Annotated in this window: 26 protein-coding genes; 22 read left to right on the plus strand and 4 right to left on the minus strand. The window is 48.1% G+C overall.

The features are described from left to right. Position 1: 1 nt before the first annotated feature. From RW114_RS05540 to RW114_RS05605, 14 genes are all read left to right on the plus strand, one after another. Entirely contained in the window at positions 2–352 is a 351-nt protein-coding gene (locus RW114_RS05540) for a PilZ domain-containing protein (RefSeq protein ID WP_340121728.1), read from the plus strand. Positions 353–458: 106 nt separating this feature from the next. Further along, positions 459–1,232, plus strand: coding sequence for a TatD family hydrolase (locus tag RW114_RS05545; RefSeq protein WP_340121729.1), 774 nt, complete (start codon positions 459–461; stop codon positions 1,230–1,232). Between the two features lie 38 nt (positions 1,233–1,270). After that, positions 1,271–1,777 carry a L,D-transpeptidase family protein gene (locus RW114_RS05550; protein ID WP_340121730.1) on the plus strand — a complete coding sequence of 169 codons (507 nt, stop codon included), beginning with the start codon at positions 1,271–1,273 and terminating at the stop codon, positions 1,775–1,777. A 48-nt stretch (positions 1,778–1,825) separates the two neighbouring features. Continuing rightward, a complete protein-coding gene (truA, locus tag RW114_RS05555) occupies positions 1,826–2,629 on the plus strand; it encodes a tRNA pseudouridine(38-40) synthase TruA (RefSeq protein ID WP_340121731.1) in 804 nt (267 codons plus the stop codon). A 361-nt stretch (positions 2,630–2,990) separates the two neighbouring features. Further along, positions 2,991–3,617, plus strand: a complete 627-nt coding sequence (locus RW114_RS05560) for a DUF2231 domain-containing protein (RefSeq protein ID WP_340121732.1) — start codon at positions 2,991–2,993, stop codon at positions 3,615–3,617. Between the two features lie 218 nt (positions 3,618–3,835). Further along, positions 3,836–4,468: a phosphoribosylanthranilate isomerase gene (locus tag RW114_RS05565; RefSeq protein WP_340121733.1), complete on the plus strand. Its 633-nt coding sequence runs from the start codon at positions 3,836–3,838 to the stop codon at positions 4,466–4,468. Beyond that, complete coding sequence (gene trpB / locus RW114_RS05570) at positions 4,465–5,667, plus strand: tryptophan synthase subunit beta (protein ID WP_340121734.1); 1,203 nt, start codon at positions 4,465–4,467, stop codon at positions 5,665–5,667. Before RW114_RS05565 ends, trpB begins: the two co-directional genes overlap by 4 nt. After that, complete coding sequence (gene trpA / locus RW114_RS05575; protein ID WP_340121735.1) at positions 5,664–6,467, plus strand: tryptophan synthase subunit alpha; 804 nt, start codon at positions 5,664–5,666, stop codon at positions 6,465–6,467. Before trpB ends, trpA begins: the two co-directional genes overlap by 4 nt. 70 nt (positions 6,468–6,537) lie before the next feature. Next, positions 6,538–7,518 carry an acetyl-CoA carboxylase, carboxyltransferase subunit beta gene (accD, locus tag RW114_RS05580; protein WP_340121736.1) on the plus strand — a complete coding sequence of 327 codons (981 nt, stop codon included), beginning with the start codon at positions 6,538–6,540 and terminating at the stop codon, positions 7,516–7,518. Positions 7,519–7,533: 15 nt separating this feature from the next. Further along, complete coding sequence (folC, locus tag RW114_RS05585; protein ID WP_340121737.1) at positions 7,534–8,805, plus strand: bifunctional tetrahydrofolate synthase/dihydrofolate synthase; 1,272 nt, start codon at positions 7,534–7,536, stop codon at positions 8,803–8,805. A 9-nt stretch (positions 8,806–8,814) separates the two neighbouring features. Further along, entirely contained in the window at positions 8,815–9,657 is an 843-nt protein-coding gene (locus RW114_RS05590) for an SPOR domain-containing protein (RefSeq protein ID WP_340121738.1), read from the plus strand. 28 nt (positions 9,658–9,685) lie between these two features. Continuing rightward, entirely contained in the window at positions 9,686–10,177 is a 492-nt protein-coding gene (locus tag RW114_RS05595) for a CvpA family protein (RefSeq protein ID WP_340121739.1), read from the plus strand. Positions 10,178–10,219: 42 nt separating this feature from the next. After that, positions 10,220–11,728, plus strand: coding sequence for an amidophosphoribosyltransferase (gene purF, locus RW114_RS05600; RefSeq protein WP_340121740.1), 1,509 nt, complete (start codon positions 10,220–10,222; stop codon positions 11,726–11,728). 114 nt (positions 11,729–11,842) lie between these two features. Next, complete coding sequence (locus RW114_RS05605; RefSeq protein ID WP_340121741.1) at positions 11,843–13,024, plus strand: O-succinylhomoserine sulfhydrylase; 1,182 nt, start codon at positions 11,843–11,845, stop codon at positions 13,022–13,024. Positions 13,025–13,081: 57 nt separating this feature from the next. On the opposite strand, the gene grxC is transcribed toward RW114_RS05605, so the two are convergent. Beyond that, positions 13,082–13,339 carry a glutaredoxin 3 gene (grxC, locus tag RW114_RS05610; protein ID WP_340121742.1) on the minus strand — a complete coding sequence of 86 codons (258 nt, stop codon included), beginning with the start codon at positions 13,337–13,339 and terminating at the stop codon, positions 13,082–13,084. Positions 13,340–13,376: 37 nt separating this feature from the next. Beyond that, entirely contained in the window at positions 13,377–13,961 is a 585-nt protein-coding gene (locus tag RW114_RS05615; RefSeq protein ID WP_340121743.1) for a class II aldolase/adducin family protein, read from the minus strand. Between the two features lie 222 nt (positions 13,962–14,183). On the opposite strand from RW114_RS05615, the gene nrdR reads away from it, so the two are divergent. The 8 genes from nrdR (at position 14,184) to RW114_RS05655 (ending at position 19,969) form a co-directional block, all read left to right on the plus strand. Beyond that, positions 14,184–14,636 carry a transcriptional regulator NrdR gene (gene nrdR, locus RW114_RS05620; RefSeq protein WP_340121744.1) on the plus strand — a complete coding sequence of 151 codons (453 nt, stop codon included), beginning with the start codon at positions 14,184–14,186 and terminating at the stop codon, positions 14,634–14,636. After that, the gene (gene ribD / locus RW114_RS05625) at positions 14,636–15,721 is read left to right on the plus strand and encodes a bifunctional diaminohydroxyphosphoribosylaminopyrimidine deaminase/5-amino-6-(5-phosphoribosylamino)uracil reductase RibD (RefSeq protein ID WP_340121745.1); all 1,086 of its coding nucleotides are present in this window, start codon (positions 14,636–14,638) and stop codon (positions 15,719–15,721) included. Before nrdR ends, ribD begins: the two co-directional genes overlap by 1 nt. A gap of 14 nt (positions 15,722–15,735) precedes the next feature. Further along, positions 15,736–16,392 carry a riboflavin synthase gene (locus RW114_RS05630; protein WP_340121746.1) on the plus strand — a complete coding sequence of 219 codons (657 nt, stop codon included), beginning with the start codon at positions 15,736–15,738 and terminating at the stop codon, positions 16,390–16,392. A gap of 15 nt (positions 16,393–16,407) precedes the next feature. Then, entirely contained in the window at positions 16,408–17,511 is a 1,104-nt protein-coding gene (gene ribBA, locus RW114_RS05635) for a bifunctional 3,4-dihydroxy-2-butanone-4-phosphate synthase/GTP cyclohydrolase II (RefSeq protein ID WP_340121747.1), read from the plus strand. A gap of 74 nt (positions 17,512–17,585) precedes the next feature. Then, positions 17,586–18,062, plus strand: a complete 477-nt coding sequence (gene ribH, locus RW114_RS05640; RefSeq protein ID WP_340121748.1) for a 6,7-dimethyl-8-ribityllumazine synthase — start codon at positions 17,586–17,588, stop codon at positions 18,060–18,062. Then, a complete protein-coding gene (nusB, locus tag RW114_RS05645; RefSeq protein ID WP_340121749.1) occupies positions 18,062–18,496 on the plus strand; it encodes a transcription antitermination factor NusB in 435 nt (144 codons plus the stop codon). Before ribH ends, nusB begins: the two co-directional genes overlap by 1 nt. Positions 18,497–18,543: 47 nt before the next feature. Further along, on the plus strand, positions 18,544–19,479 hold the full coding sequence (thiL, locus tag RW114_RS05650; protein WP_340121750.1) for a thiamine-phosphate kinase: 936 nt from the start codon (positions 18,544–18,546) through the stop codon (positions 19,477–19,479). After that, positions 19,463–19,969 (plus strand): phosphatidylglycerophosphatase A family protein, encoded by a 507-nt coding sequence (locus tag RW114_RS05655; protein WP_340121751.1) that lies wholly within the window; start codon positions 19,463–19,465, stop codon positions 19,967–19,969. Before thiL ends, RW114_RS05655 begins: the two co-directional genes overlap by 17 nt. 534 nt (positions 19,970–20,503) lie before the next feature. Here the strand turns inward: RW114_RS05655 and RW114_RS05660 are convergent. Together RW114_RS05660 and RW114_RS05665 are read right to left on the minus strand one after the other, a co-directional pair. Next, the gene (locus RW114_RS05660) at positions 20,504–22,765 is read right to left on the minus strand and encodes a SpoIIE family protein phosphatase (protein WP_340121752.1); all 2,262 of its coding nucleotides are present in this window, start codon (positions 22,763–22,765) and stop codon (positions 20,504–20,506) included. A gap of 347 nt (positions 22,766–23,112) precedes the next feature. Further along, positions 23,113–24,039, minus strand: coding sequence for a histone deacetylase family protein (locus RW114_RS05665; protein ID WP_340121753.1), 927 nt, complete (start codon positions 24,037–24,039; stop codon positions 23,113–23,115). Between the last annotated feature and the right edge of the window lie 25 nt (positions 24,040–24,064).

Raw genomic sequence — 24,064 nt, forward strand, 5'->3', positions numbered from 1 at the left:
CATGGCAGATGCAGCGGCAGGACAAGGCATATTGTCCCTTTCAATTAAAGATAAAAATGCGTTGTACGCAGCCTATATGCCTTTTGTTACCAACGGCGGGCTGTTTATTCCTACCAACCGTGAATATGAAATGGGGCAGGAAGTATTTATGCTGCTCAATTTAATGGATGAAATCGAACGGCTGCCGATAGCCGGTAAAATAATCTGGATAACGCCCCCCGGCTCTGAAGGCTATAGAGCCAGCGGCGTTGGCGTACAGTTTAGCGATCAGGACGGCGGACTATCACGCAACAAAATTGAAAACTATCTGGCCGGTTCTTTAGAAAATGACCGTTCGACGCATACTATGTAAATCAAACAAAAGGCGAAGGGCGCAAGGCTAAGGGCGGGCATGTTGACGCTCAGGTTTTTTCGCTCTTAGCCTTGCGCCTTTCGCCTTTTTTAATTTAAAAAATCCTATGTTAATAGATTCCCATTGCCATCTGGATCGTATCGATCTGGCGCCCTATCAAAACGATTTTGCCTGTTTTATGCGCGAAGCGGAAAACAGTCAAATTGAACACCTGTTATGTATCGCGATAGATTTGGAAGCCTACCCGGCAATGCTGGATTTGGTGTCTGCTTATCCGCAAATATCCGTGACCGTAGGGGTGCATCCGAATGTTCAGGATGGCCAAGACCCCAGTGTCGAAGAGCTTATTGCTTTAGGGAGTCGCGATAAAGTCATCGGCATAGGCGAAACCGGTCTGGATTATTTTCGCAGTGAAGGCGATGTAGACTGGCAACGCCAACGCTTCAGAAATCATATTAATGCCGCAAAAGCGTTGAAAAAACCGTTGATTATCCACACTCGGGAAGCCAAAGACGATACCCTGCGTATCCTGGAAGAAGAGGGCGCCGGTGAAGTCGGGGGAGTTATCCATTGTTTTACCGAGGATTGGGAGTTTGCCAAAAAAGCCTTGGATTTGAATTTTTATATCTCCTTTTCCGGTATAGTCACCTTTAACAGCGCCAAGGAGATCAAAGCGGTCGCCAAAAAAGTACCCGCCGACCGCTTCCTTATCGAAACCGATTCGCCCTATCTGGCTCCCGTACCCTTCCGCGGCAGACCCAACTATCCAACCTATGTACGCTATGTTGCAGAACACTTGGCAGAATTGCGTGGCACCACGATCAATAATATCGCAGAGTCATCGACTGAAAATTTTTATCACTTATTCAAGTTCGCCTAAACTGTAAATTGTTGTAAGGGGTTATTATTTCAGCGTTTATGAAAAAAGATGAGTCAGGCAAGGTGCAACATTATCTGGATATTGGTATCGCCAGCCAGCAGTTGACTATCTATACGGATGGCAGTCCGGTGCAGGTTTATCCGGTTTCCACGGCCAAAAAAGGCGTAGGTGAACTCATGGGCAGCGAGTGTACGCCCGCCGGCTGGCATAAAGTCAGGGCCAAAATTGGCGCGGGTCAGTTGTTAAATTCGGTTTTTGTCGGTAGACGTCCGACCGGTGAAACATACAGCGCTGACCTAGGTAGGCAATATCCGCAGCGAGACTGGATATTAACCCGGATTCTGTGGCTGGGTGGGCTGGAGCCGCATAAAAATCGTTACGGCAAAGTCGATACTACCTGGCGATATATTTATATACACGGGTGTCCTGATCAACTGATGCACGGCAGCCCTGAATCGCACGGCTGTATTCGTATGAAAAATGCCGATGTATTGGATTTGTTTAATCGGATAGAGGTTGGAGTTAAAGTTTATATTCATGAATAATTGTTTTTCAGTCAAGGTAAAGTTTTGTTGTGACCCAAAGAGGCCTGCATGACACGCATCATTCTAGGTATTGAATATGACGGCAGCGGTTTTTGCGGTTGGCAGTGGCAAACTGATCAGCGCAGTGTTCAGCAGGTGCTTGAACAGGCTTTGTCGAGAGTCGCCAACCATAAGGTCACCGTGCAGTGTGCCGGAAGAACCGATACCGGTGTGCATGCGCTTGAGCAGGTCGTGCATTTTGACGCAAAAATAGAGCGCGAACTTCATGCCTGGATGCTGGGCGGCAACAGTAATTTGCCGGATGATGTCAGAATTACCTGGGTAAAGCAGGCCGTAGGCGATTTCCACGCCAGATACAGCGCCATTGCCCGTTTTTATCGCTATGTTATTCTTAATCGGCCGATAAAATCGGCATTATTGCGCAAGCAGGTGACTTGGCATCATAACCCGCTGGATGTCGATAAAATGCACAGGGCGGCGCAACATCTGATCGGCAAGCATGATTTTTCTTCGTTCAGGGCGCAAGGTTGCCAGTCTAAAAGTCCTTGTCGGCAGATGTATTTTATTGATGTTTATCGGGAGGATGACAAGGTCATTATTGATATTTCCGCCAATGCTTTTTTGCATCACATGGTCAGGAACATTGCCGGGGTATTGATGGACATAGGTGCTGGAAAGCAGGAGATAAACTGGACTCGGGAGCTGCTTGAGGTTAAGAGTCGCAAGCTGGGTGGAGTGACTGCGCCGCCTGACGGCTTGTATCTGGGGGCGGTTTATTATCCGGAGCATTACGGCATTGGCAAGCATCCGATATTTGATAAATTACCGGTTGATGCCAAGCGGCATGATTAACGGCATTGCAATGCTTCTTACTTACTTACTTACTTACTTACTGATGTTACGCGCGTACCTATAAAAAATCATAGTCCACGAAAAACACAAAAAGCACGAAAAATAAATGAGGTACATAAAGCATGTAGGAAGTGCATCCTGGTTACAATAAACCTTGGCTAGTATTGTTATGCTGGCATCAATGTCAGTTTTAGTCACATTGATATGAATGAATAATTTGGCATTACACCGAATATATGGCTCTACATTTTTTCGTGGCTTTCGTGCTTTTCGTGGACAGTGCGTAACATCAGTTACTTATTTGCAATTGCCCAAATATCAAGTAGATTGTTTCCCTTTGTAGATAATAGTGATGATTGATATGAATAATTTTTTGTCTTTTCAAATTCATGGTGGGGTCGATCACGGCGGTGGTGTTGCCGACAGCGTTTCTAGTCTGCTGGCTTTTTTTGAGGGACTTTCAACTCATGATTCGGCGGATATTTTTTCGACAGTAATGCCGGGCCTTTCCAGCATGGATAATATCCATCCGGTGCTGGTGCATTTTCCTATTGCATTGTTATCGGCTTTTTTTGCTTTGGACATGATCGGTACGCTGGCTAAAAAACAACATTGGCGTAACGTTGCCGGTTGGTTGCTGTACTTGGGCGCCGCCGCTGCCGTCTTTACGGTGATTGCCGGTTTCATTGCCGCAGGTTCGGTAGCGCATGGGGACGAGGTTCATGCCATCATGGAACGGCATAAGAATTTTGGTGTGGCTGTGCTTTGTTTGGCGATTTTATTATCAGCCTGGCGGGCAATCAGTGGGGGAGTCATTGAAGGTATGGCTAATTACTTTTTTCTGATATTAGCGGCGTTACTGTTTGGATTAATGGTATTAGGCGCTGATTTAGGCGGATTGATGGTTTATCAATACGGTGTGGCCGTTAAGTCGCTTCAGGTTGAAGTCCCTGGCGCTCATGAGCAGGAGCATGGACATCAGCATTAATGAAGTCGAGTGGCGTAAGTACGCCTTGCAGAAAGCGGCTGCACATTCCCACTTAAGGGCAAGTAGCAAGGTTAAGCCGTTCGCCTGAGCGTAGCCGAAAGACTCATTACGAGCGGCTTAACCTTCGACTGTCCCTGCTTAAGTTGGTAGTCTAAGTCGCATTGTTTTATGGTATTCTAGGCGGCTAGCTTTTTTTGGTTAAATTCTCATATCACATTATGCGAACTCGCGTTAAAATTTGCGGTTTTACCCGTGTTGAAGATGCTGTTTGTGCGGCTAGCTTAGGCGTCGATGCAATCGGTTTGGTGTTTTATCCGCCCAGTCCGAGAAATATTGATATTGCGCAGGCGGTTGAAATTGTTAAGGCTTTGCCGGCATTTGTTTCGGTAGTCGCTTTATTTGTCGATGAGCAGGAGTCACGGATACGCGAGGTTTTGGCGCAGGTGCCGGTAGATTGTCTGCAATTTCATGGCAATGAGCCTGCTGGAGCCTGCGGGTTGTATGGCAAACGGTATATGAAAGCGGTGCGGATGCAGGATGGTATCGATATTTCAGCTTTGGCCCTGCAATATCATGATGCAGCAGGACTGCTGCTGGATGCTTATCATCAGGGAGCTAAAGGCGGTACCGGCAGCCGATTTGATTGGAACAGGATTCCTGAACATTGTGCCTTGCCTATCGTGCTGGCGGGTGGTCTGGATCAGAACAATGCCGGACAGGCGGTACAGACAGTAAGACCCTATGCTGTGGATGTCAGTAGCGGTGTAGAAGTAGAAAAAGGTGTTAAGGATGCGCTAAAAATGGCGGCATTCATACGTGAAGTTAATGAGGGTGACAGAATAATAATATGACAGAAAAATATAATATGCCCGATGAGCGGGGACACTTTGGCCCTTACGGTGGAATGTTTGTTGCAGAAACATTGATGCTGCCGATTCAGGAATTGAATGCCGCATACCAGCAGTATTTAGACGATCCGGAATTTATAGCGGAATTGGATGCTGATTTAAAGCATTATGTAGGCCGGCCTTCGCCTTTATATCATGCCGAACGCTGGAGTCGCGAGTTGGGTGGCGCGCAGATTTATCTGAAACGCGAAGACCTGAATCATACCGGCGCACATAAAATAAACAACACCGTTGGTCAGGCTTTATTGGCCAAGCGTATGGGCAAGACGCGCATTATTGCTGAAACCGGAGCCGGTCAGCATGGTGTGGCGACGGCGACGGTTGCCGCCAGACTGGGTCTGGAGTGCGTGATTTACATGGGTGCTGTCGATGTTGTCAGGCAGTCTCTAAATGTGTATCGGATGAAATTATTAGGCGCGACCGTGGTGCCTGTCGAATCCGGTTCAAAAACGCTAAAAGATGCGTTGAATGAAGCGCTCAGAGACTGGGTGACCAATGTCGATAATACCTTTTATATTATCGGTACCGTTGCAGGTCCGCATCCCTATCCTGCTATGGTCAGGGATTTTCAGGCCATCATCGGCCGTGAAGCAAGGCAGCAATGCCTGGAGCAGGCCGGACGCTTGCCTGATACGCTGATTGCCTGTGTCGGCGGCGGGTCAAACGCAATCGGTTTGTTTTATCCGTTTATAGATGACCGTTCGGTAAAAATGATCGGTGTTGAAGCGGCAGGCGACGGCATTGAAACCGGGCGTCACTCTGCACCTTTATGTGCGGGTCGTCCCGGCGTATTGCATGGCAATCGGACTTATCTGATGGAAGACGACGACGGTGAAATCATCGAGACACACTCCATTTCAGCCGGTTTGGATTACCCTGGCGTAGGCCCCGAACATGCTTGGCTGAAAGATACCGGCAGGGCTGAATATGTCAATATTACCGATACCGAGGCGCTGGAAGGTTTTCATGCATTAACCCGAATGGAAGGCATTATTCCGGCGCTGGAATCGAGTCATGCCATGGCTTACACGATGAAGCTGGCGCCAACCATGGGTAAAGATGAAATTATCATCGTCTGCTTGTCCGGTCGCGGCGATAAAGACATGCAAACGATGGCGCAACGCGAGGGGATAGAACTGTGAGTCGATTAACTGCAACATTTGAAGCGTTAGCTAAAACAGGCCGCAAGGCGTTAATCCCGTTTATTACCGCAGGCGATCCTAGACCCGATTTTACCTTGCCGATGATGCACGCGATGGTTGAGGCGGGCGCCGACGTGATTGAGTTGGGTGTGCCATTTTCGGATCCTATGGCGGACGGGCCGGTTATTCAGCGTGCTAGTGAGCGCGCTTTAGAATATAAAATGAGCTTAAGACGCGTATTGGCGATCGCGACAGAATTTAGAAAAATCAATCAACAAACTCCAGTCGTGCTAATGGGCTATGTGAATCCTATTGAAGCCATGGGTTATGAGGATTTTGCCAATGCCGCGCAACGTGCCGAGATTGATGGCGTTTTAACGGTTGATTTGCCGCCGGAAGAGGCGGGTGAATGCGTGGCCTTGTTAAAGGCGCGCGACATTGATCCGATTTTTTTATTGGCACCTAACAGCACCGATGAACGCATCAAAAAGATGGATGCTGCCGGTAGCGGTTACCTTTATTATGTTTCGTTGAAGGGCGTAACCGGTGCAGGGCATTTAAATGTTGCCGATGTCGAAGCCAAACTTAAGCAAATCAAGGCGAATACCCGCCTGCCTGTGGCTATCGGTTTTGGCGTCAAGGACGCGCAAACAGCAAAGACGGTTGCCGGTTTGGGTGCCGGAGTGGTTGTCGGCAGCGCCCTGATCAGCAAAATTGAGGCGAATCTGGATGATCCGGAAGGTGCCAAAAGAGAGATAGTCGATTTGTTGGTCGCCATGCGCCAGGCAATGGATAATTAAAGGATAGATGGCTAGGATGGGCTGACGCAAGGAGACCCACCAAACAACAGCAACACTAAAGGGCAGATGAATGAGTTGGTTTGAAAAGTTAATCCCTTCAACAATTAGAACGGAAGGGTCGAATAAAAAAGGCACTGTACCTGAAGGATTGTGGAATAAGTGCCCGAGCTGTAATGCGATTCTTTACAACACGGAGCTGGAAAGAAATTTCAGCGTTTGCCCAAAATGTGAGCATCACATGCGGATTTCGGCCAGAACCCGGTTGACCATGTTTCTGGATGAGGGCGATCATGAAGAAATAGGTAGAAATGTTAAGCCTATCGACCCATTAAAATTCAAAGACAGTAAGAAATATAAAGACAGAATTACCCAGGCGCAAAAACAGACTAAAGAAAATGATGCGCTGGTGGTGATCAAAGGTCAGCTAAAAGGTCAGTATATTGTTGCCGCTGCTTTTGATTTCGGCTTTATGGGCGGATCAATGGGATCTGTGGTCGGCGAAAAATTTGTTCGTGGTGTCAACAAAAGTCTGGAGTTGCGTGTTCCGTTTATTGTGTTTACGGCCAGCGGCGGTGCACGTATGCAGGAGTCGCTGTTTTCGTTGTTTCAGATGGCGAAAACCAGTGCGGTATTGGCTAAATTATCCGATGCCGGTCTTCCGTATATATCGTTCATGACCGACCCGACGATGGGCGGTGTTTCAGCCAGTTTGGCTATGCTGGGCGACATTAATGTTGCCGAACCGAATGCCTTGATCGGTTTTGCAGGTCCCCGGGTAATCGAACAAACCGTTCGTGAAAAACTGCCTGAAGGCTTCCAGCGTAGCGAGTTTTTACAGGAGCATGGCGCTATCGATATGATTATCGACAGGCGTGAAATGCGCGATAAGATTGCCGGTATCTTGGCACTGCTGATGGCGGGTAGAGACATTGCAGCACCGCAAATCCCCCTAGCAAGCGCTCCCCCTTTGACAGAGGGGGAAGCCGAAGGCGCAGGAGGGCTTGAAGTTGAAGCGGATGATGCGCTGCATCACTCGACTCAGGAAGACTGATATTATTATCGATTAATGATAGGTTTTGATTCGCTAGAGGCTTGGTTGAAGTGGCAGGAAAGCTTGCATCCTTTAGTCATCGATTTGGGTTTGGAGCGGGCGGCGCAGGTTTTTCATGCGCTTAATCCCGATTATGCCAAGCCCCCAACTATTACTGTCGCCGGAACCAATGGCAAAGGCTCGTCGGTTGCTTATTTTGAGGCTATTTACACGGCGCAAGGCTATCGGGTAGGGGCTTATACGTCGCCGCATATCCTGAAATATAATGAAAGAATAAAAATTGACGGCAAACCGGTATCGGATGACAAAATTTGCGAGGCATTTGCAAGAATAGAGTCGGTACGAGGCAATACTTCATTAAGCTATTTTGAATTTGGTACACTGGCCGCATTGGATATATTTTTCCGTGCCGGAGTCGATATTCAATTGCTTGAGGTTGGTTTGGGCGGGCGATTGGATGCCGTCAACATTGTCGATCCCGATGTGGCATTGATCACCAGTATCAGTATTGATCATATTGAATGGCTGGGCGGTACGCGAGAAGCCATAGGACGGGAAAAATCCGGTATTTTTCGAGCGGGTATTCCCGCTGTCATCGGCGATCCGGAACCCCCGGAATCATTACTACAGAGCGCTATTGAGCAGCATGCCCTGCTGTATTGTATCGGTAAGGATTTTGCTTATAAAAAGCAGGCAACAGGATGGGATTGGTTCTCTGCCGACCGGCAAATGTTACAATTGCCGGAGCCGGGTTTAAAAGGGGAGCATCAGTATCGCAATGCCTCGGCGGTTATTTTGGCGGTGACCAAGATGGCAGAGGTTTTGCCGGTCACTGAAGCAGCGATTAAGCAGGGACTGGAAAATGTCCGGTTAGCGGGTCGATTTCAATTGATTGACGGCGAAATCCCCGTGTTGCTGGATGTGGGGCATAACCCTCAGGCAGTCCGAACATTGGTTGATTACGTGACGGCTGTTTTTCCTGGAAGACGCATTCATGCTGTTTTTTCAATGATGAAAGACAAGGACATAGCCGGAGTCCTTGAAATTATGAATCTGGTGGTTTACGACTGGTTTTTTGCGCCTTTGGCAAACCCTAGAGCGGTTACGGAACCGGTTATGCGTGAGATTTTTTTACAAAGTTCGGTGTCCAGGGTTTCTTTTGGTTTTTCTGGTTTTACTGAGGCATTTGCTGCGGCAAAAAACCAGTCAAGAGAAGGTGATTTGTTATTGGTTTTTGGATCTTTCTTTTTGGTATCTGATTGCTTGGTTGAATTTGAGAATAAGTGAGTAGACGAAATGGATCATGAATTAAAACAACGTTTGATTGGCGCGGTCGTTGTTACGGCCCTATGTGCAATTTTTATCCCGATGCTGTTCGATGATCCTGTCGATAATAGCGGCAAATTAGTCAGTGAACTGAGTATTCCTGCTCCAGTTGATTCAGGAGCTCCAAGTGCAGATGGCAGGGTTGTGCCGAGCAGTGCGGATCAGGTTTTAGGCTTGCCGGATCCTGAGCCTTTATCTATCGAAAATGTCAGTGATGCTCTAGAGAGTACCGGAGTGGAAGATGAACCTGAGAAACAGGATCGTCCCGGGGAATCTTTGTATGCCGAATCCGAAGGCTATACCGAGGATGCCAATACCAAAGAGTTCGTCGAGCAGCCTTTATCGGCAGACGTTGCGGATAATGACGGAAAAAGCACTCAACTTAGTGATCTCCAAAGAAAAACAGTGGTTAAAAAACCCGAAAAGGCTCAGCAGGTTGTAGAGGCGATAAAATCAGTAACCGTTAAAGAACCTGTAAAACCGCCAGTGACCGCTAAGCAATCGCCGCCTAAACCGAAGAGCCTTGCTGCCGCTGTAGCGGAAGCAAAAAAGCCAATCACTGCACCGAAAACGAGTGCAAAATTAGTGCGTTGGTATATTCAGCTCGGTAGTTTCAGTAAAAAAGAAAATGCAGTTTCTTATTGGAAAAGCTTGAGCGAACAAGGTTTACCCGCTTCGCTGGATACCGTCCAAACAGATAAAGGAACCATATACCGGCTCCGGGTAGGTCCGGAACTTGACCAGAAAAAAGCGGCCGCAATGAAGGCAAGACTGGATAAAAAAAACATAAAAGCCATTTTGATGTCTGAGTGATGAAGACCTGCAGGGGTAGAATAAAAGCATGATCTGGGTAGATTTTACGCTAATCGGTCTGGTTTTTATTTCCTTTGTAATCGGTTTGTCGCGAGGATTTGTTAAGGAAGTTTTCTCGTTGGCATTCTGGATGCTGGCAGGCTGGGTGGGATTGAGCTTTAGCCGTGAGTTTTCCGTTTTTATGGAATCAACTATCAGCCATCCGGCAGCCAGAATGGTTGCCTCTTTTGTGGTTTTATTGGTCATCACGTTGAGCCTTGGCGGTCTAATAGGTTTTTTATTGAATATAGGCGTTAAAAAAACCGGATTAACCTTTACGGATCGTTTCGGCGGGATGGTTTTTGGCTTTGTACGCGGCATGATCGTCGTTACTGTCGTTGTCATATTGGCGGGATTGACACCCTTGCCTAAGGATTCCTGGTGGACACAATCGACATTCATTCCGCCTTTTCAATTGCTCGCTGTTTGGTTGCGAGATCATTTTTCGTCAGGTATGGCGGAAACCATCAGTTATCGCTAGTTTCTTTCGTTACTTCTTACAAACAATTCAGGTTAAAAAATAATGTGTGGTATTGCTGCTATCGTTTCACATCAGGCTGTTAATCAAGAGTTATATGATGCTCTGACAGTGTTGCAACATAGGGGTCAGGATGCCGCAGGCATTGTGACCTGTGAGGCCGGACGGCTACATTTGCGCAAGGAAAACGGCTTGACCCGTGATGTTTTTACCAATGCCCAAATGTTGAGATTAAAAGGCAATATGGGCATTGCTCACGTTCGTTACCCAACGGCGGGTTGCACCAGTTCTGCAGAGGCACAACCTTTCTATGTCAACTCGCCTTTTGGCTTGACGCTTGCGCATAACGGCAATTTGACCAATACCGAAGAGCTAAAGAAGGTTTTGTTCATCGAAGATCAACGGCATATCAATACCGATTCCGATTCTGAAGTTTTGTTGAATGTTTTTGCTCATGAACTGCAAAGTTTAGGTAAATTGCATTTAACTGTGGATGATGTTTTTCAAGCGGTATCCGGTGTTCATCGCCGCTGTCGTGGCGCCTATGCCGTTGTGGTTATGATTGCTGGGTTCGGTATTTTAGGTTTCAGGGATCCTCATGGCATTCGACCTATCGTGTTTGGTGAAAAAAAATCCGAGCAAGGTTCGGAATTCATGATTGCATCCGAAAGTGTCGCTCTGGATGTCCTGGGTTTTGAGCTGATTAGAGACGTTGAGCCCGGCGAAGCGGTATTTATTGAAGAATCAGGCGTATTGCATACCAAACAGTGTGCTGAGAAAACGGATCATTGTCCGTGTATTTTCGAGTATGTCTATCTTGCCAGGCCGGATTCGATTATTGATCGTATATCGGTTTATAAAGCGCGTCTGCGTATGGGTGAAAAGTTAGCCAAAAAAGTGCAGAGAGACTGGCCGGATCATGACATAGATGTGATTATTCCCATTCCCGACACCAGCCGAACAGCGGCTTTGCAGATGGCTAATATTCTGGGTGTGAAGTACCGTGAAGGCTTTATAAAAAACCGTTATATCGGCCGGACGTTTATCATGCCGGGCCAGAAAATGAGGGAAAAATCGGTCAGGCAAAAGTTAAACGCCATTGGTCTCGAGTTTGAAGGCAAGAATGTATTGTTGGTTGATGATTCAATCGTCAGAGGCACAACGTCCGAGCAGATTATTCAAATGGCCAGAGATGCGGGTGCTAAAAAAGTCTATTTTGCCTCGGCTGCGCCGCCGGTACGCTTCCCCAATGTTTACGGCATCGATATGCCGGCCGCTCATGAGTTGATTGCCCATAATCGTACCGAAGACGAGGTGCGAGTAGCAATAGGCGCAGATCGGGTGATTTATCAGGAACTGAATGACCTGATTGATGCGGTTCGTAAGGGTAATCCGGATATCAAGCACTTCGATACCTCCTGCTTTAGTAATGAATACATCACCGGTGATATTGACGACGCCTATCTGGAACGTACCGAAGCGTTGCGCAATGACAATGCACAATTGACAAGAAACTCGGAAAATTTCATTATCGGCATGCAAAATGGGGATTGAGGAGCAAGGCTAAAGGCGAAGGGCAAAGATCGGCCGTATTGAAGCCTGGTTTTTGCCTTCCATCCTTGGCCTTTTGCCTGATCTTGTTAACAAACAAACACGCTTAATAAAACCATGACAGACATTAACTGGAACGACTATTCACTGGAAACTCAGGCGATCAGAGCCGGGCATAAGCGCACTCATGAAGATGAGCATAGCATCCCAATTTTTGCCACCTCCAGTTATGTGTTCAAGAGTGCCGAAGAGGCCGCTTTACGTTTTACCGGACAGAAACCCGGTAACATCTACTCCCGTTTCACCAATCCAACGGTTAGCGCCTTTCAGGAAAGACTGGCGCTAATGGAAAAAGGTGAGCGATGCCTGGCATTTTCATCCGGGATGGCAGCCATTATGGCGGTTGGCATGGGGCTGCTTAAAGCCGGTGATCATGTGCTGTGTTCACGCGGCGTGTTCGGCAATACCGTGCTGATGTTCCAAAATTATTTTAGCAAATTCGGGGTTGAAACCGATTTTGTCGATCTGATCGATACCGCAGCCTGGGAAGCGGCGATTAAACCGAATACCCGGTTTCTGTTTCTGGAAACACCGTCGAATCCGTTGATTGAAATTGCCGATATAGCGGCGCTTGCCGATATCGCCCATAAACACGGTAGCTTGTTGATTGTTGACAATTGTTTTTGTACGCCGGTATTGCAAAAGCCTTTCGAACTGAGTGCGGATATTGTGATCCATTCGGCAACCAAATATATAGACGGGCAGGGGCGTTGTGTCGGCGGCGCGGTCATTGCCAGCGATGAGATCATCGAAAAGTTTATTTATCCGTATCTGCGCACCGGCGGCGCGACCATGAGTCCTTTCAATGCCTGGGTGTTTTTGTCCGGCTTAGAAACGTTGGCGGTCAGAATGAAAGCGCATTGCGATAGCGCCTTTGAACTGGCCCTTTGGCTGGAGCAACAGCCCGGTATCGATAAGGTGCATTATCCCGGTTTGGCATCGCATGCTCAGCATGAACTGGCCAAGCGGCAGCAGAGTCATTTCGGCGGCATCGTCAGTTTTGAGCTGACCGGCGGCAAAGAACACGCCTGGAAGCTGATTGATGCGACCGAAATGCTGTCAATTACCGCAAATCTTGGCGATGTTAAAACCACCATCACCCATCCTGCAACCACCACGCATGGTAGATTGGCGCCCGAAGTCAGAGCGGCGGCCGGTATCAAGGACGGCTTGGTCAGGATTTCAGTAGGATTGGAAAGTCTTGAAGATATTAAAAAAGATATTTTAAGAGGTTTGTAGTTCGGGCATGCTGTTTATGCCCGAAATTCTGGATATAACGAAAAGTCGTCGCCTAGCCTACGCAGTTGCCAACAAATCATCGAGTTTCTTTTGTTGTTCCAGTGCATGCAATTCGTCAAAGCCGCCGACGTGATAACCGCCGATATAAATTTGTGGCACTGTGCGACGGTTTGTTTTAAGCATCATTTCTTCCCTTAAACCGGGTTTGGCATCCACATTAATTTCTGTATAGGATAGGCCTTTTTTGTCCAGCAGACGTTTGGCCATCATGCAGTAGGGGCAAATATTGGTGGTGTAGATCAGTATTTCCGGCATATTTTATTAAGAGTTGCTAATGATAGAGCTGTGTATCTTATCGATTAATGCGTTGTTGTTCAATGCGGATAGCCTTCGATAAATGTTTGATTAGTTCCCACGCCGCTTCCTCCATGTTTCTGCCGAAAGCTATGACTCCATCTTCATGCCCGAGCATGGTAAATAATGAAGTTTGCGTCAGCTTGCCGGATTGAAATAATTGTTCAACAGCCATCGCCATTTCAACGGTGCCGTAGGGAATGTCAACGCTAGTGTGGGGCAGTCCCAGCGCTACGGTATGTTTCCAGATTTCAGGGCTGTGTGCGTGAATAACGGCTTGAATAGCCTGGTTCTGGGCGTATACGCTGGCGTGGGTCAGGGATTCGGACGAAGGTTTGCACAAACCACGGGATTGAATCCGGTTTTGGTGAGGTTCCGCTTTAACAATCAGGCAATAATGCTCCGGGTTTAGTTGTTTAAGATGCCCGGTTTGAGTGCCGCTGATGATGAACTGAGCGCTGTGAGGGTCGATTCTTTGGCTGATATTGCCAAAACCGATATTCTGGTATCGCTCAGGGCTTTGTCCGATTAGGTCAAGCCGGATGCAATCGTGCGCCAGGCGTTGATGTCGGTTAATGAGCATGGATGGCTAATCGGTTGTTGCGTATGATTTAGCAGATATTTTATGACGCCTTCTTGTTGTTTCATTCGGCTATTTCTGGTGCGCTGTGATCGGGTAAGTATAAGCGTGGTTACCGGATAGTCTAGAAAAATAAAATACAGATAACCGGCAGAGTGTTATAAAATTAACGGTTTTCGAGATTGAAGGCCGATTTTCCGGTAGACAAAAAACAGTGGCTTAATTATGCGATGTCCGTTTTGCGGAGCACAAGATACGCGGGTTCTTGATTCCAGATTGGCCAATGACGGGGACCAGGTTCGCCGTCGGCGCGAGTGTAATGCTTGTAAGGAACGATTTACTACGCACGAAGTGGCTGAGTTAACGCTGCCTCGGATTGTTAAGCGTGACGGGGTGCGTGAGCCTTTCGAGGAAAATAAACTACGCGCAGGCATGCTCAGGGCGCTGGAAAAAAGGCCGGTAAGCAGCGATGATATTGAAGCCGCTATCAATCGTATAAAACAGGATTTACGGGCATTGGGCGAGCGGGAAATATCGGCACAGGTATTGGGCGAGCAGGTTATGAAAGAATTGAGTTTGCTGGATCATGTGGCTTTTGTGCGTTTTGCCTCGGTTTATCGGAGTTTTCAGGATGTCAGTGAATTCACCGACATGATTGAAGACTTGCGACAAAAATAATGTCAGCGCAGCGCGATGCTTTTTTTATGGCACGAGCTATTCAGTTGGCTAAAAAAGGCCGTTATACGACCGATCCGAATCCCCGTGTAGGCTGTGTTTTAGTCAGAGACGGTGTGGTGATCGGCGAAGGCTGGCATGCTAAAGCGGGCTTAGGTCATGCAGAAGTTGAGGCATTAAAAAACGTGCAGGATGCAACAGGCGCAACCGCCTATGTAACGCTGGAGCCTTGCAGCCACCAGGGCAAAACGCCGCCGTGTTGCGATGCGCTGATAAGCGCCGGAATCGCTCGGGTTGTTGCGGCTATGCAGGATCCCAATCCGCAGGTGTCCGGCAGCGGACTGGAAAAGCTCAAGGCGGCTGGGATTGAGGTGGGCTGCGGCGTATTGCAGAAAGATGCGCAGGCATTAAATCGCGGGTTTATCAAACGAATGACGGAAAATCGCCCGTTTGTGCGCAGCAAGCTGGCGATGAGTCTGGATGGTCGCACTGCGATGGCGTCGGGCGAAAGCAAATGGATTACCGGAGCCGAGGCCAGAGCCGATGTGCAGCGCCTAAGAGCGGAGAGCTCGGCAATTTTAACCGGCATCAATACGGTGTTGGCGGATGATCCGGCGCTGAATGCCCGTGTGGACTGGGTTGTCGAACAACCGCTTCGGGTGGTGCTGGATACTCATCTGAACATGCCGGTTACCGCCAAGATGGCAAAACTTCCGGGACGCAGCCTGATTTTAACCTGCGCAGATGATCCCCAAAAACAACGCGCGTTGCAACAGGCGGGTTTTGACGTTTATAAACTTGACGAAAAAAACGGGCGTTTAGACTTGCATGCGGTGATGGATTTTTTAAGCCAACAACAAATCAATGAGCTGCTGGTTGAGGCGGGTTCGGTGCTGAATGGCGAATTACTGGCTGAAGGACTGGTTGATGAATTTATCATTTATATGGCTCCGTGTATTTTAGGCGACCAGGGACGCGGATTGTTTAAGCTGCCGGGACTACAGCAGATGGCCGAGAAAAAGCAGTTAAAACTGCGTGATGTCAGGCAGGTCGGATCGGATTTAAAATTAACTTATACACCACTGTAGGAGCGGGGCATTCCATGTTTACAGGCATAATTTCGGCAGTGGGAAAAATATCGGCAATCGAGCAGAAAGCCGGTGATTGTCGATTGACCGTGGCGACCGGAAAATTACCGCTGCAGGATGTCGCGTTGGGCGACAGTATTGCTGTCAACGGTGTATGCCTGACCGCAGTGGAGTTAGGTAAAAATCATTTTTGCGCCGATGTTTCTAATGAAACCTTGTCCAGAACCATTTTAAATATCGCAACGGTGGGTACGCCGGTTAATCTGGAGCTGGCCTTAACACCGTCAACCCGATTGGGCGGACATATCGTCAGCGGGCATGTCGATGGTATCGGCACGATAATAGAAAAGCAGGCTGACGGACGCTCGTTTCGTTTCAAATGTAAAGCCCCCGATAATCTGGCTAAATACATTGCCGAAAAAGGCTCTATTTGTATCAACGGTATTAGCCTGACCGTCAATGAAGTTGATGGCGCGGTGTTCAGCGTTAATATTGTGCCGCATACGCTCGAAGAAACGACCTTGGGTGATGCTGTGGTCGGAACCAAAGTCAACCTGGAAGTGGATTTGCTGGCTCGCTACATAGAGCGGTTAATCAAGGGTGATGCGGCGGCTAAAAGTTGCGGCGGTATCACAGAAGAATTATTGCAGAAAAGCGGTTTTTTTGGCTAATAGCCCAAAGGCAAAATGAATACCATCGAAGAAATTATAGAAGATTTACGCGTAGGCAAAATGGTCATCATTATGGATGACGAAGATCGTGAGAATGAAGGTGATCTGGTCATGGCGGCTGCTTTTACACGTCCTGAAGATGTTAATTTTATGGCACGTTACGGTCGCGGTCTGATTTGTTTGACCTTGACCGGCGAGCGTTGTCAGCAATTACGGTTGCCGTTGATGGTCAATGAAAATAAAACTGCCCATTCAACCAATTTCACCGTGTCTATCGAGGCGGCAACCGGTGTAACCACCGGAATTTCTGCGGCCGACCGGGCGCGTACCATTCAATGTGCAGTCATGGCGGATGCCAAGGCCGATGATCTGGTGCAGCCGGGGCATGTATTCCCGTTAATGGCGCAATCCGGCGGCGTATTAAACCGGGCAGGACACACCGAAGCGGGCTGCGATTTAGCTAGATTGGCAGGCGTGGAACCGGCGGCGGTTATCGTTGAAATACTCAATGAAGACGGTTCGATGGCAAGACGACCTGATCTGGAAGTATTCGCCAAGCAGCACGATCTTAAAATCGGCACGATCGCCGATTTGATCCATTACCGTATTCAGCACGAAAATACCCTGGAACGCATCAGCGAGTGCGCTTATCCGACCGAATTCGGCGATTTCAGGCTATATGCTTATCAGGACAGAAACGATAATAATCTGCATCTGGCGCTGGTGATGGGGCAGGTTGCCGGCAACGAACCGATTTTAGTTAGGGTTCATGCGCGGAATGTGCTGGATGATGTGTTTGCTTCCAAGCGCAGCGATTGCACCGTTCCATTGCGTACAGCCATGCAAAAAATAGCCGAGGAAGGACGCGGGGTGTTGGTGCTTATCAGGCAGCAAGAAGACAATAAGTCGCTGGCGGAATTGATACACCACTATCAGCTGGAAGATAACGGCATTGTGAGCTCGGTTCAGCCGGCCGGTGCCCAAGATTGGCGTACCACCGGCACCGGTGCCAGAATACTGGCCGACTTGGGTGTACATAAGCTTAAGGTTTTAGGCCCCCAGAAAAAGTATGTCGCGTTGTCCGGGTTTGATTTGGAAGTCGCCGAGTATATGGGTTGAAAAAGTAATAACCCCTTAATTAGAGGGTTATGCTATCCACAATAGTAGAAAACAACACACAGTAGAGAAATATCATGTCAACATTAAAAACCTTTGAAGGAAATTTACTCGTTCAAGGCGGAAAATTCTGTATCGTAGCCTCCCGGTTTAACAGTTTCATCGTTGAACAATTGGAAGCCGGTGCGATTGATGCGCTGGTGCGCCACGGCGCCAATAAAGCGGATATTCATCTGGTTAAGGCTCCCGGCGCGTTTGAGTTGCCGATGGTGGTGCAACGCGTAGCGGCGACTAAAAAATACGATGCGATTATCGCCTTAGGCGCAGTGATCCGAGGCGGCACACCGCATTTTGAATATGTCGCCGGTGAATGCGTTAAGGGCTTGGCGCAGGTTTCTTTGCAATATAGTATCCCGGTCAGTTTTGGCGTATTAACCGTTGACAGTATTGAGCAGGCGATAGAGCGTGCAGGTACCAAAGCCGGTAATAAAGGCGCGGAAGCGGCTATGTCAGCCATTGAAATGGTCAATTTATTTAATAACCTGGAAAACTAATGAGTCAAGCTCGAACCAATGCCCGAAAGGCTGCTGTACAGGCATTGTATCAATGGCAAATGGCCGGTCAGAATCTTAGTGAGATCGAGCGCCAGTTTCTGGAAGAAGAGCGTTTGAAAGATGCTCAGAAAAGTTACTTCATCGAGTTGTTTTACGGTGTGCCTAAAAATCTGGATGCGATTGATCAGGCGTTGTCGGAATTTGTCGATCGTCCTGTTGATGCTATCGATCCGGTCGAAAGAGCGATTCTAAGAATCGGGGTGTACGAATTGTTGCATCGACCGGATATGCCGTACCGGGTTGTGTTAAATGAAGGTATTAATTTAGCCAAATTTTTTGGTGCCGATGGCAGTCACAAGTATGTTAACGGCATATTGGACAAGGTCGCGCAGCAAAAAAGGGCTGTGGAGATTAAAGCAAAAGGTGCAAGGTGAAAGGCCTACACTTTTAGCCTTTAGCCTTTAGCCTTTAGCCTTTAAAAATGCCTCTTTCTGAATTTGCCCTGATACAACGTTTCTTTACTAAGCAGCGGGTCATAAATCCGTCAACGCTGTTGGGCATAGGCGATGATTGCGCATTGTTGTCGATTCAGGATGGTTATGAACTGGCGGTGACCACCGATACCATGGTGGAAAATGTGCATTTTTTTGCCGGAACCGATCCGGAACTGTTGGGCCACAAACTGCTGGCCGTCAATTTAAGCGACCTTGCCGCGATGGGCGCAAAGCCCGTTTCGGTGACGCTGGCATTAACCCTGCCTAAGGCAGATGAAATCTGGTTGACGGCTTTCGCCAAAGGCTTTCTAAATCTGGCCGAACGTTATTCGGTGGACTTGATTGGCGGCGATACCACGTCCGGCCCGTTGACCCTGACCGTTCAAGCCATGGGTTTAGTGCCGAAAGGCCAAGCACTTAGGCGTTCATCGGCCCACCCCGGCGATTTTATTTATATGACCGGCTTATTGGGCGATGCCGGCCTGGGATTAAAAATAAAGCAAGGCTATGACTGCGCCGATTCCGAAGCCGCGTTAATGCGCTTTAACCGACCGGAGCCGCAAATCGAAGCAGGGCAGGCCTTAATCGGCATTGCTAACGCCTGCATCGATTTATCGGACGGCTTGGCTGGCGATCTGGCTCATATCCTGGAGCAAAGCCAAGTGGGTGCCTGTCTTGATTGGGACGCGTTGCCGTTGTCTAATGCTGTGCTGTCCTATATAACCGATACCGGCGACTGGTCTATGCCGCTGACTGCCGGTGATGACTACGAGCTGTGTTTTACCGTAAGTTCCGAGCAGGCAGATAAGTTGACCATAGCTGCCACCAAAATCGGCGTCATTGAATCTCAACCGGGTTTGCGACTGAGTAGATCGGGTCATATCCAACCATTAGAGGTAAAAGGCTTTGAGCATTTTTCTTAATACCCAGTTGGGTAAAAATAAACTGACACCCAGGCAGATACTGTCGGATCCCATACTGTTTCTGGCCTTCGGTTTCGGCTCTGGCCTGGCAAAAAAAGCCCCCGGCACCATGGGTACATTGGCGGCGATTCCGGTGTACTGGCTATTTGCGCAATCCAATTTATTTATTTACAGCCTGTTGACATTAATCGTGACCATTATCGGCATCCCGATTTGTGGCATAGCCGCAAAAAAGTTGGACGAACATGATTTCGGCGGCATCGTCTGGGATGAGATTGCCGGTTACCTGATAACGATGTGGCTGGTTCCTTTTTCCTGGCAAGCGATGGTGGTTGGTTTTATCCTGTTCAGGTTCTTCGATATAATTAAACCGTGGCCGATTAAGTGGGTCGACCGGCAGGTACAGGGCGGCTTAGGTATCATGCTGGATGATGTGCTGGCAGGCGTGTTTGCAGGTGGTTTGTTATTAGCTTTTGTCAGCTATTTTTAATCAGTATCTTTGTCAGGTGTTTAACGAATGAACTCCACCTGCGGGGAAGGCGGACGTTTTTCTCTGGGTTACAACACAAACGGCTTCCCTTATCGGCTCTCTCTGATATCCACCCGACCACTGATCACCTGAAGCTCCATAGCATTCCGTCGGCGGACATATCTGTAATAAATTTGATTTGTTAATCTATGAATTCTCTGCTCGTGTTTTATTGAAATGCACTCAACGTCCAAGATTTTCAGATAAAGAGTCCATGCCTCCCCTGTTAATTTTCTAAGCATCATTTTATCCTTTAGTCCAAGCCTAAACGGCACAATAAGCCTCTCTGGTATAAGTTAAATCTAACACACAGGAGCGTGAGCAGTCCCTTACAGCGAAGAAAGTGTTACTTACTTCCAGAAATGGAGGGTGAAAAACCTGGGATGGTAATGCCTGTTGGGGTTCCCCCGGCTAAAGAGGGCGACGCACATCCGGCAGATTCGGTACCTACAGCTTTAGTGAGTGGAGGGAAAAGCCTCACGCATTAATCAATCACTAATTCCGCTTAAAAATCATTAAAGTAATATCATCATTAAAGGATTCGCGACGGCAAAATTGTTTGAGTTGTTCCAGCAGCACTTCAATGATGACCTGTGGGGACTGCTGAGCATGTTGTACAAGAATATCACTGACGCGCTGTAGGCCGAAAAAATCGCCATTGGCGTTTTCTGCTTCGGTTAAACCGTCGGTATACAGCAGGATTATGTCGCCTTGGGATAGTGTGGTGGTTTTTTCTTCAAAAACCACATTTTTGTTTACGCCCAGTATTAATCCTTCTGCATCCAGTTGCCGGCATTTGGTTTGGGAAGGGCTATGTAGCAAAGGGGGGGGGTGACCGGCATTGGCAAAATCCAATTGCTGGTTGGTGATGTTATATTGCAGATAAAACAAAGTGATAAAGTAGTCGGATTTATCCAAATCCTCGAAAAGAAAATTATTGAGTATGGTTAGCGTTTCTGCGGGTGTACCGGAGCCGTTTGCCTGGCTCCGAATGGCGCTACGGGTTTCTACCATAAACAGGGCAGGGCCGATTGAATGCCCGGAAACATCGGCAATAATCATGTCCAGACAGTTTTCATTACGGTAAAAATAATCAAAATAGTCGCCGCCAACCTGGTCGGCCGGCAGACAGTAACCGGTGACTTCAAAATGACTGGATTTAATCGGTACCGAGGGCGAAAGAGATGCCTGAATGCGTTCGGCAATCTTGATTTCGCTTTGAGCAATAGCCAGATTGACTTGTGCCTGGCGAATTGCTGCTTCCGTAGCTTTTCGCGTGGAAATATCTACGATGGTGCTCAGTATCAGTGTTTCTTCATGGCTATCGATCAGGCTGAGGCCTATTTCAACGGGAAATTCAGTTCCGTCTTTGCGTAAGCCGTAGAGCTCTTGGCCCACTCCCATAGGTCTGGACACAGGGGCGGCAAGGTACGCCTGACGGAAACCCCTATGTGCACTGCGAAAGCGCTCCGGCACTAATATTTCAATCGATTGTCCAATGAGTTCAGTGCGTAAGTAACCGAAAGACGCCTCTGTTTGCGCATTGATCATCACAATCGTTCCTGATTCGTTTACCATAATAATCGCGTTGGGCGATGATTCCACCGCTTGTCGAAATCGATGCTCCAGGCGCTTACGCTTGGTAATATCGTGGATAAAATCGCTGAATATATAGGTATTACCCAGTTTTAACGGGGACAAGCTCAGCTCAACAGGAAATTCAGTGCCGTCGCGACGAATGGCGGTCTGCTCAAGCAATTGATTGAAAAGCGGACCTTGTCCTGTGCGCAGAAAGTGTTCCAATCCTTGTCGGTGCGCATGGCGAAATTGTGGCGGTATGATTAACTCTTCAAGACGCTGGCCGATGGCTTCTTCCTTTGTCCAGCCGAATATTTTTTCGGCTTGGTAATTCCAGTCGTTAATGATGCCGTCTGCATCCATAATCACGATGGCGCTCAGGGAGCTTTCAATAATCATTCGGGTGCGTTTTTCGCTTTCGATAAGCGCATCCTGAAAATGCATTCTGGCGGTAATATCCCGATCGACGCCCCGCCATTTAAGCAGTTTTCCAGCTGCATCGATTATCGGCAATCCGGTCGATTCGGTCAGTATTGACCTGCCGTCTTTATGCTGATAATGAGCCAACAATGCATAAAAAGGCCGATGGCTGGTTGCATATTGCTGCTGCTCAGCTTTATCTTGGGGCGTTAAAAAATCGGTATAGTGTTTGCCCAGCACCTCATCCGGACTATAGCCCAGTATTTGACTCACTGCGGCGCTGCTATAGCTATAGTAACCATCGGGATCCTGCTCCCATAACCATTCACCGGCCATTTCCGCCATTTGTCGGAAACGTTCTTCGCTTTCGGCAAACGCCGATTCGACGCTGAAGTCTTCGGCAGACTTGTCCTGAATCAACAAAGCAATTTCGATTTTGTTAGGTGTCCGGTTGGATAAGGTAAGCAGCGAGATAAATACCCGGATTTTATTATTGGCCTTAGTGACAATTTCGCCGACAAAGCCTGTCTTGAGCGGAGGCATAGAGTTTTGACCGTCAATTACATTGGCAAGGGCGGCCTGCCATACGGCCTTGTCGTTTCCGGCAGCGTAGATAAGGTCAACCGGCTTGCCGATAAGCTCTTTTTCGCCATAGTCTAAAAACATAGCGGCAGAGGGGCTAAGCTGTTTAATACGCAGTACGGCATCCTTTGAACGAATCAGCTCAAGGACAATGATATGGGGTGTGAGCTGATGCATGTTATTCAGCTTGTAGGATGTGCTGACGAAGGACGCGTACCGTTTACGATGGATACGACATGCTCACGATAAGTTTCATGACGTTCAGTGCACCCTACGAGTTCATGCAGGGTTGCGGTGTCTAATTCTGCAAATATAAATAAGTTCATCATCCGCTCACCTGAAGCCCACTAAAAAATAAATGCGGAATACTTACACGGGATAAGTTCAGCGCCCTATCGATGATAAAAAACTCAATGCCATTTAGCAATCTATATTTAGTGCGGCTGTGATACGGTACGGGCTATTTTTCCGGTTTATGATGGTGCTTTGATACAGGTGAATGTTGAGGCAAAGGCGAGTTGATCCTAGCCGGACATAAGAGTCTTCACATGAATGGCAACACTGGCAGCTAATGCCTTGAGATGATAACCGCCTTCCAGCGCTGAAATAATCCGGCCTTTGCAGCAGCTGTCAGCGATAGCCATTAATTCTTCAGTAATCCATTTGAAATCATCTTCAACCAGCATGATGGAAGCTAAGGGATCATCTTTATGTGCATCAAAGCCGGCTGAAATCAGCAATAAATCAGGCTTGAAGTTTTTTAGCGCCGGTAAAATCTTGCTGCGGTATTTTTGCCTGAGCTCAACGCCTGAGTCACCCGCAGTCAGCGGCACATTGATAATGTTGCCGACACCGGTTTCTGAGGGATGTCCGGTGCCGGGATAATGCGGCATTTCATGACTGGATGCATAGAGTACCTTGGGCTGATGGTAAAAAGCCGCCTGGGTACCGTTGCCGTGATGGACATCAAAGTCAACAATCGCGATGCGTCTGAGTTGATAATGGTGAAGCGCATAACTCGCCGCAATCGCTATATTATTAAATAGGCAAAAGCCCATTGCTTGCTCGGGTTCTGCATGATGTCCAGGTGGGCGTATCGCACAAAAGGCATTGTCGGCTTTGCCGGCCAGGACTTTATCGACGGCATCGCAAACCGCGCCAACCGCACGAAAAGCGGCTAGTCCCGATCCGGGCGACAGCACCGTGTCCTGGTCCAAATAGTGTTCACCTTGTGCGGGTATGGCTCTTAGAATGGCATCGATATGAGACTGGGAGTGGATCAGCCTGATTTGCTGCTCTGTGCCGAGTGGCGGAGATTGCCTGATTAAAAGTGAGAACTCCGATGCCGCCAATGCTTGTTCTATGCTCCTGATGCGGTCAGGGCATTCAGGATGTCCTGCACCTGTTTGATGAAAAAGAAAATCAGGATGACTATAATAAAGTGTCGTCACAAAGTCTCGCTTTAGAATCTGCTAA

The organism is Methylobacter svalbardensis (genome assembly GCF_037671525.1).
GTDB lineage: Bacteria > Pseudomonadota > Gammaproteobacteria > Methylococcales > Methylomonadaceae > Methylobacter_A > Methylobacter_A svalbardensis.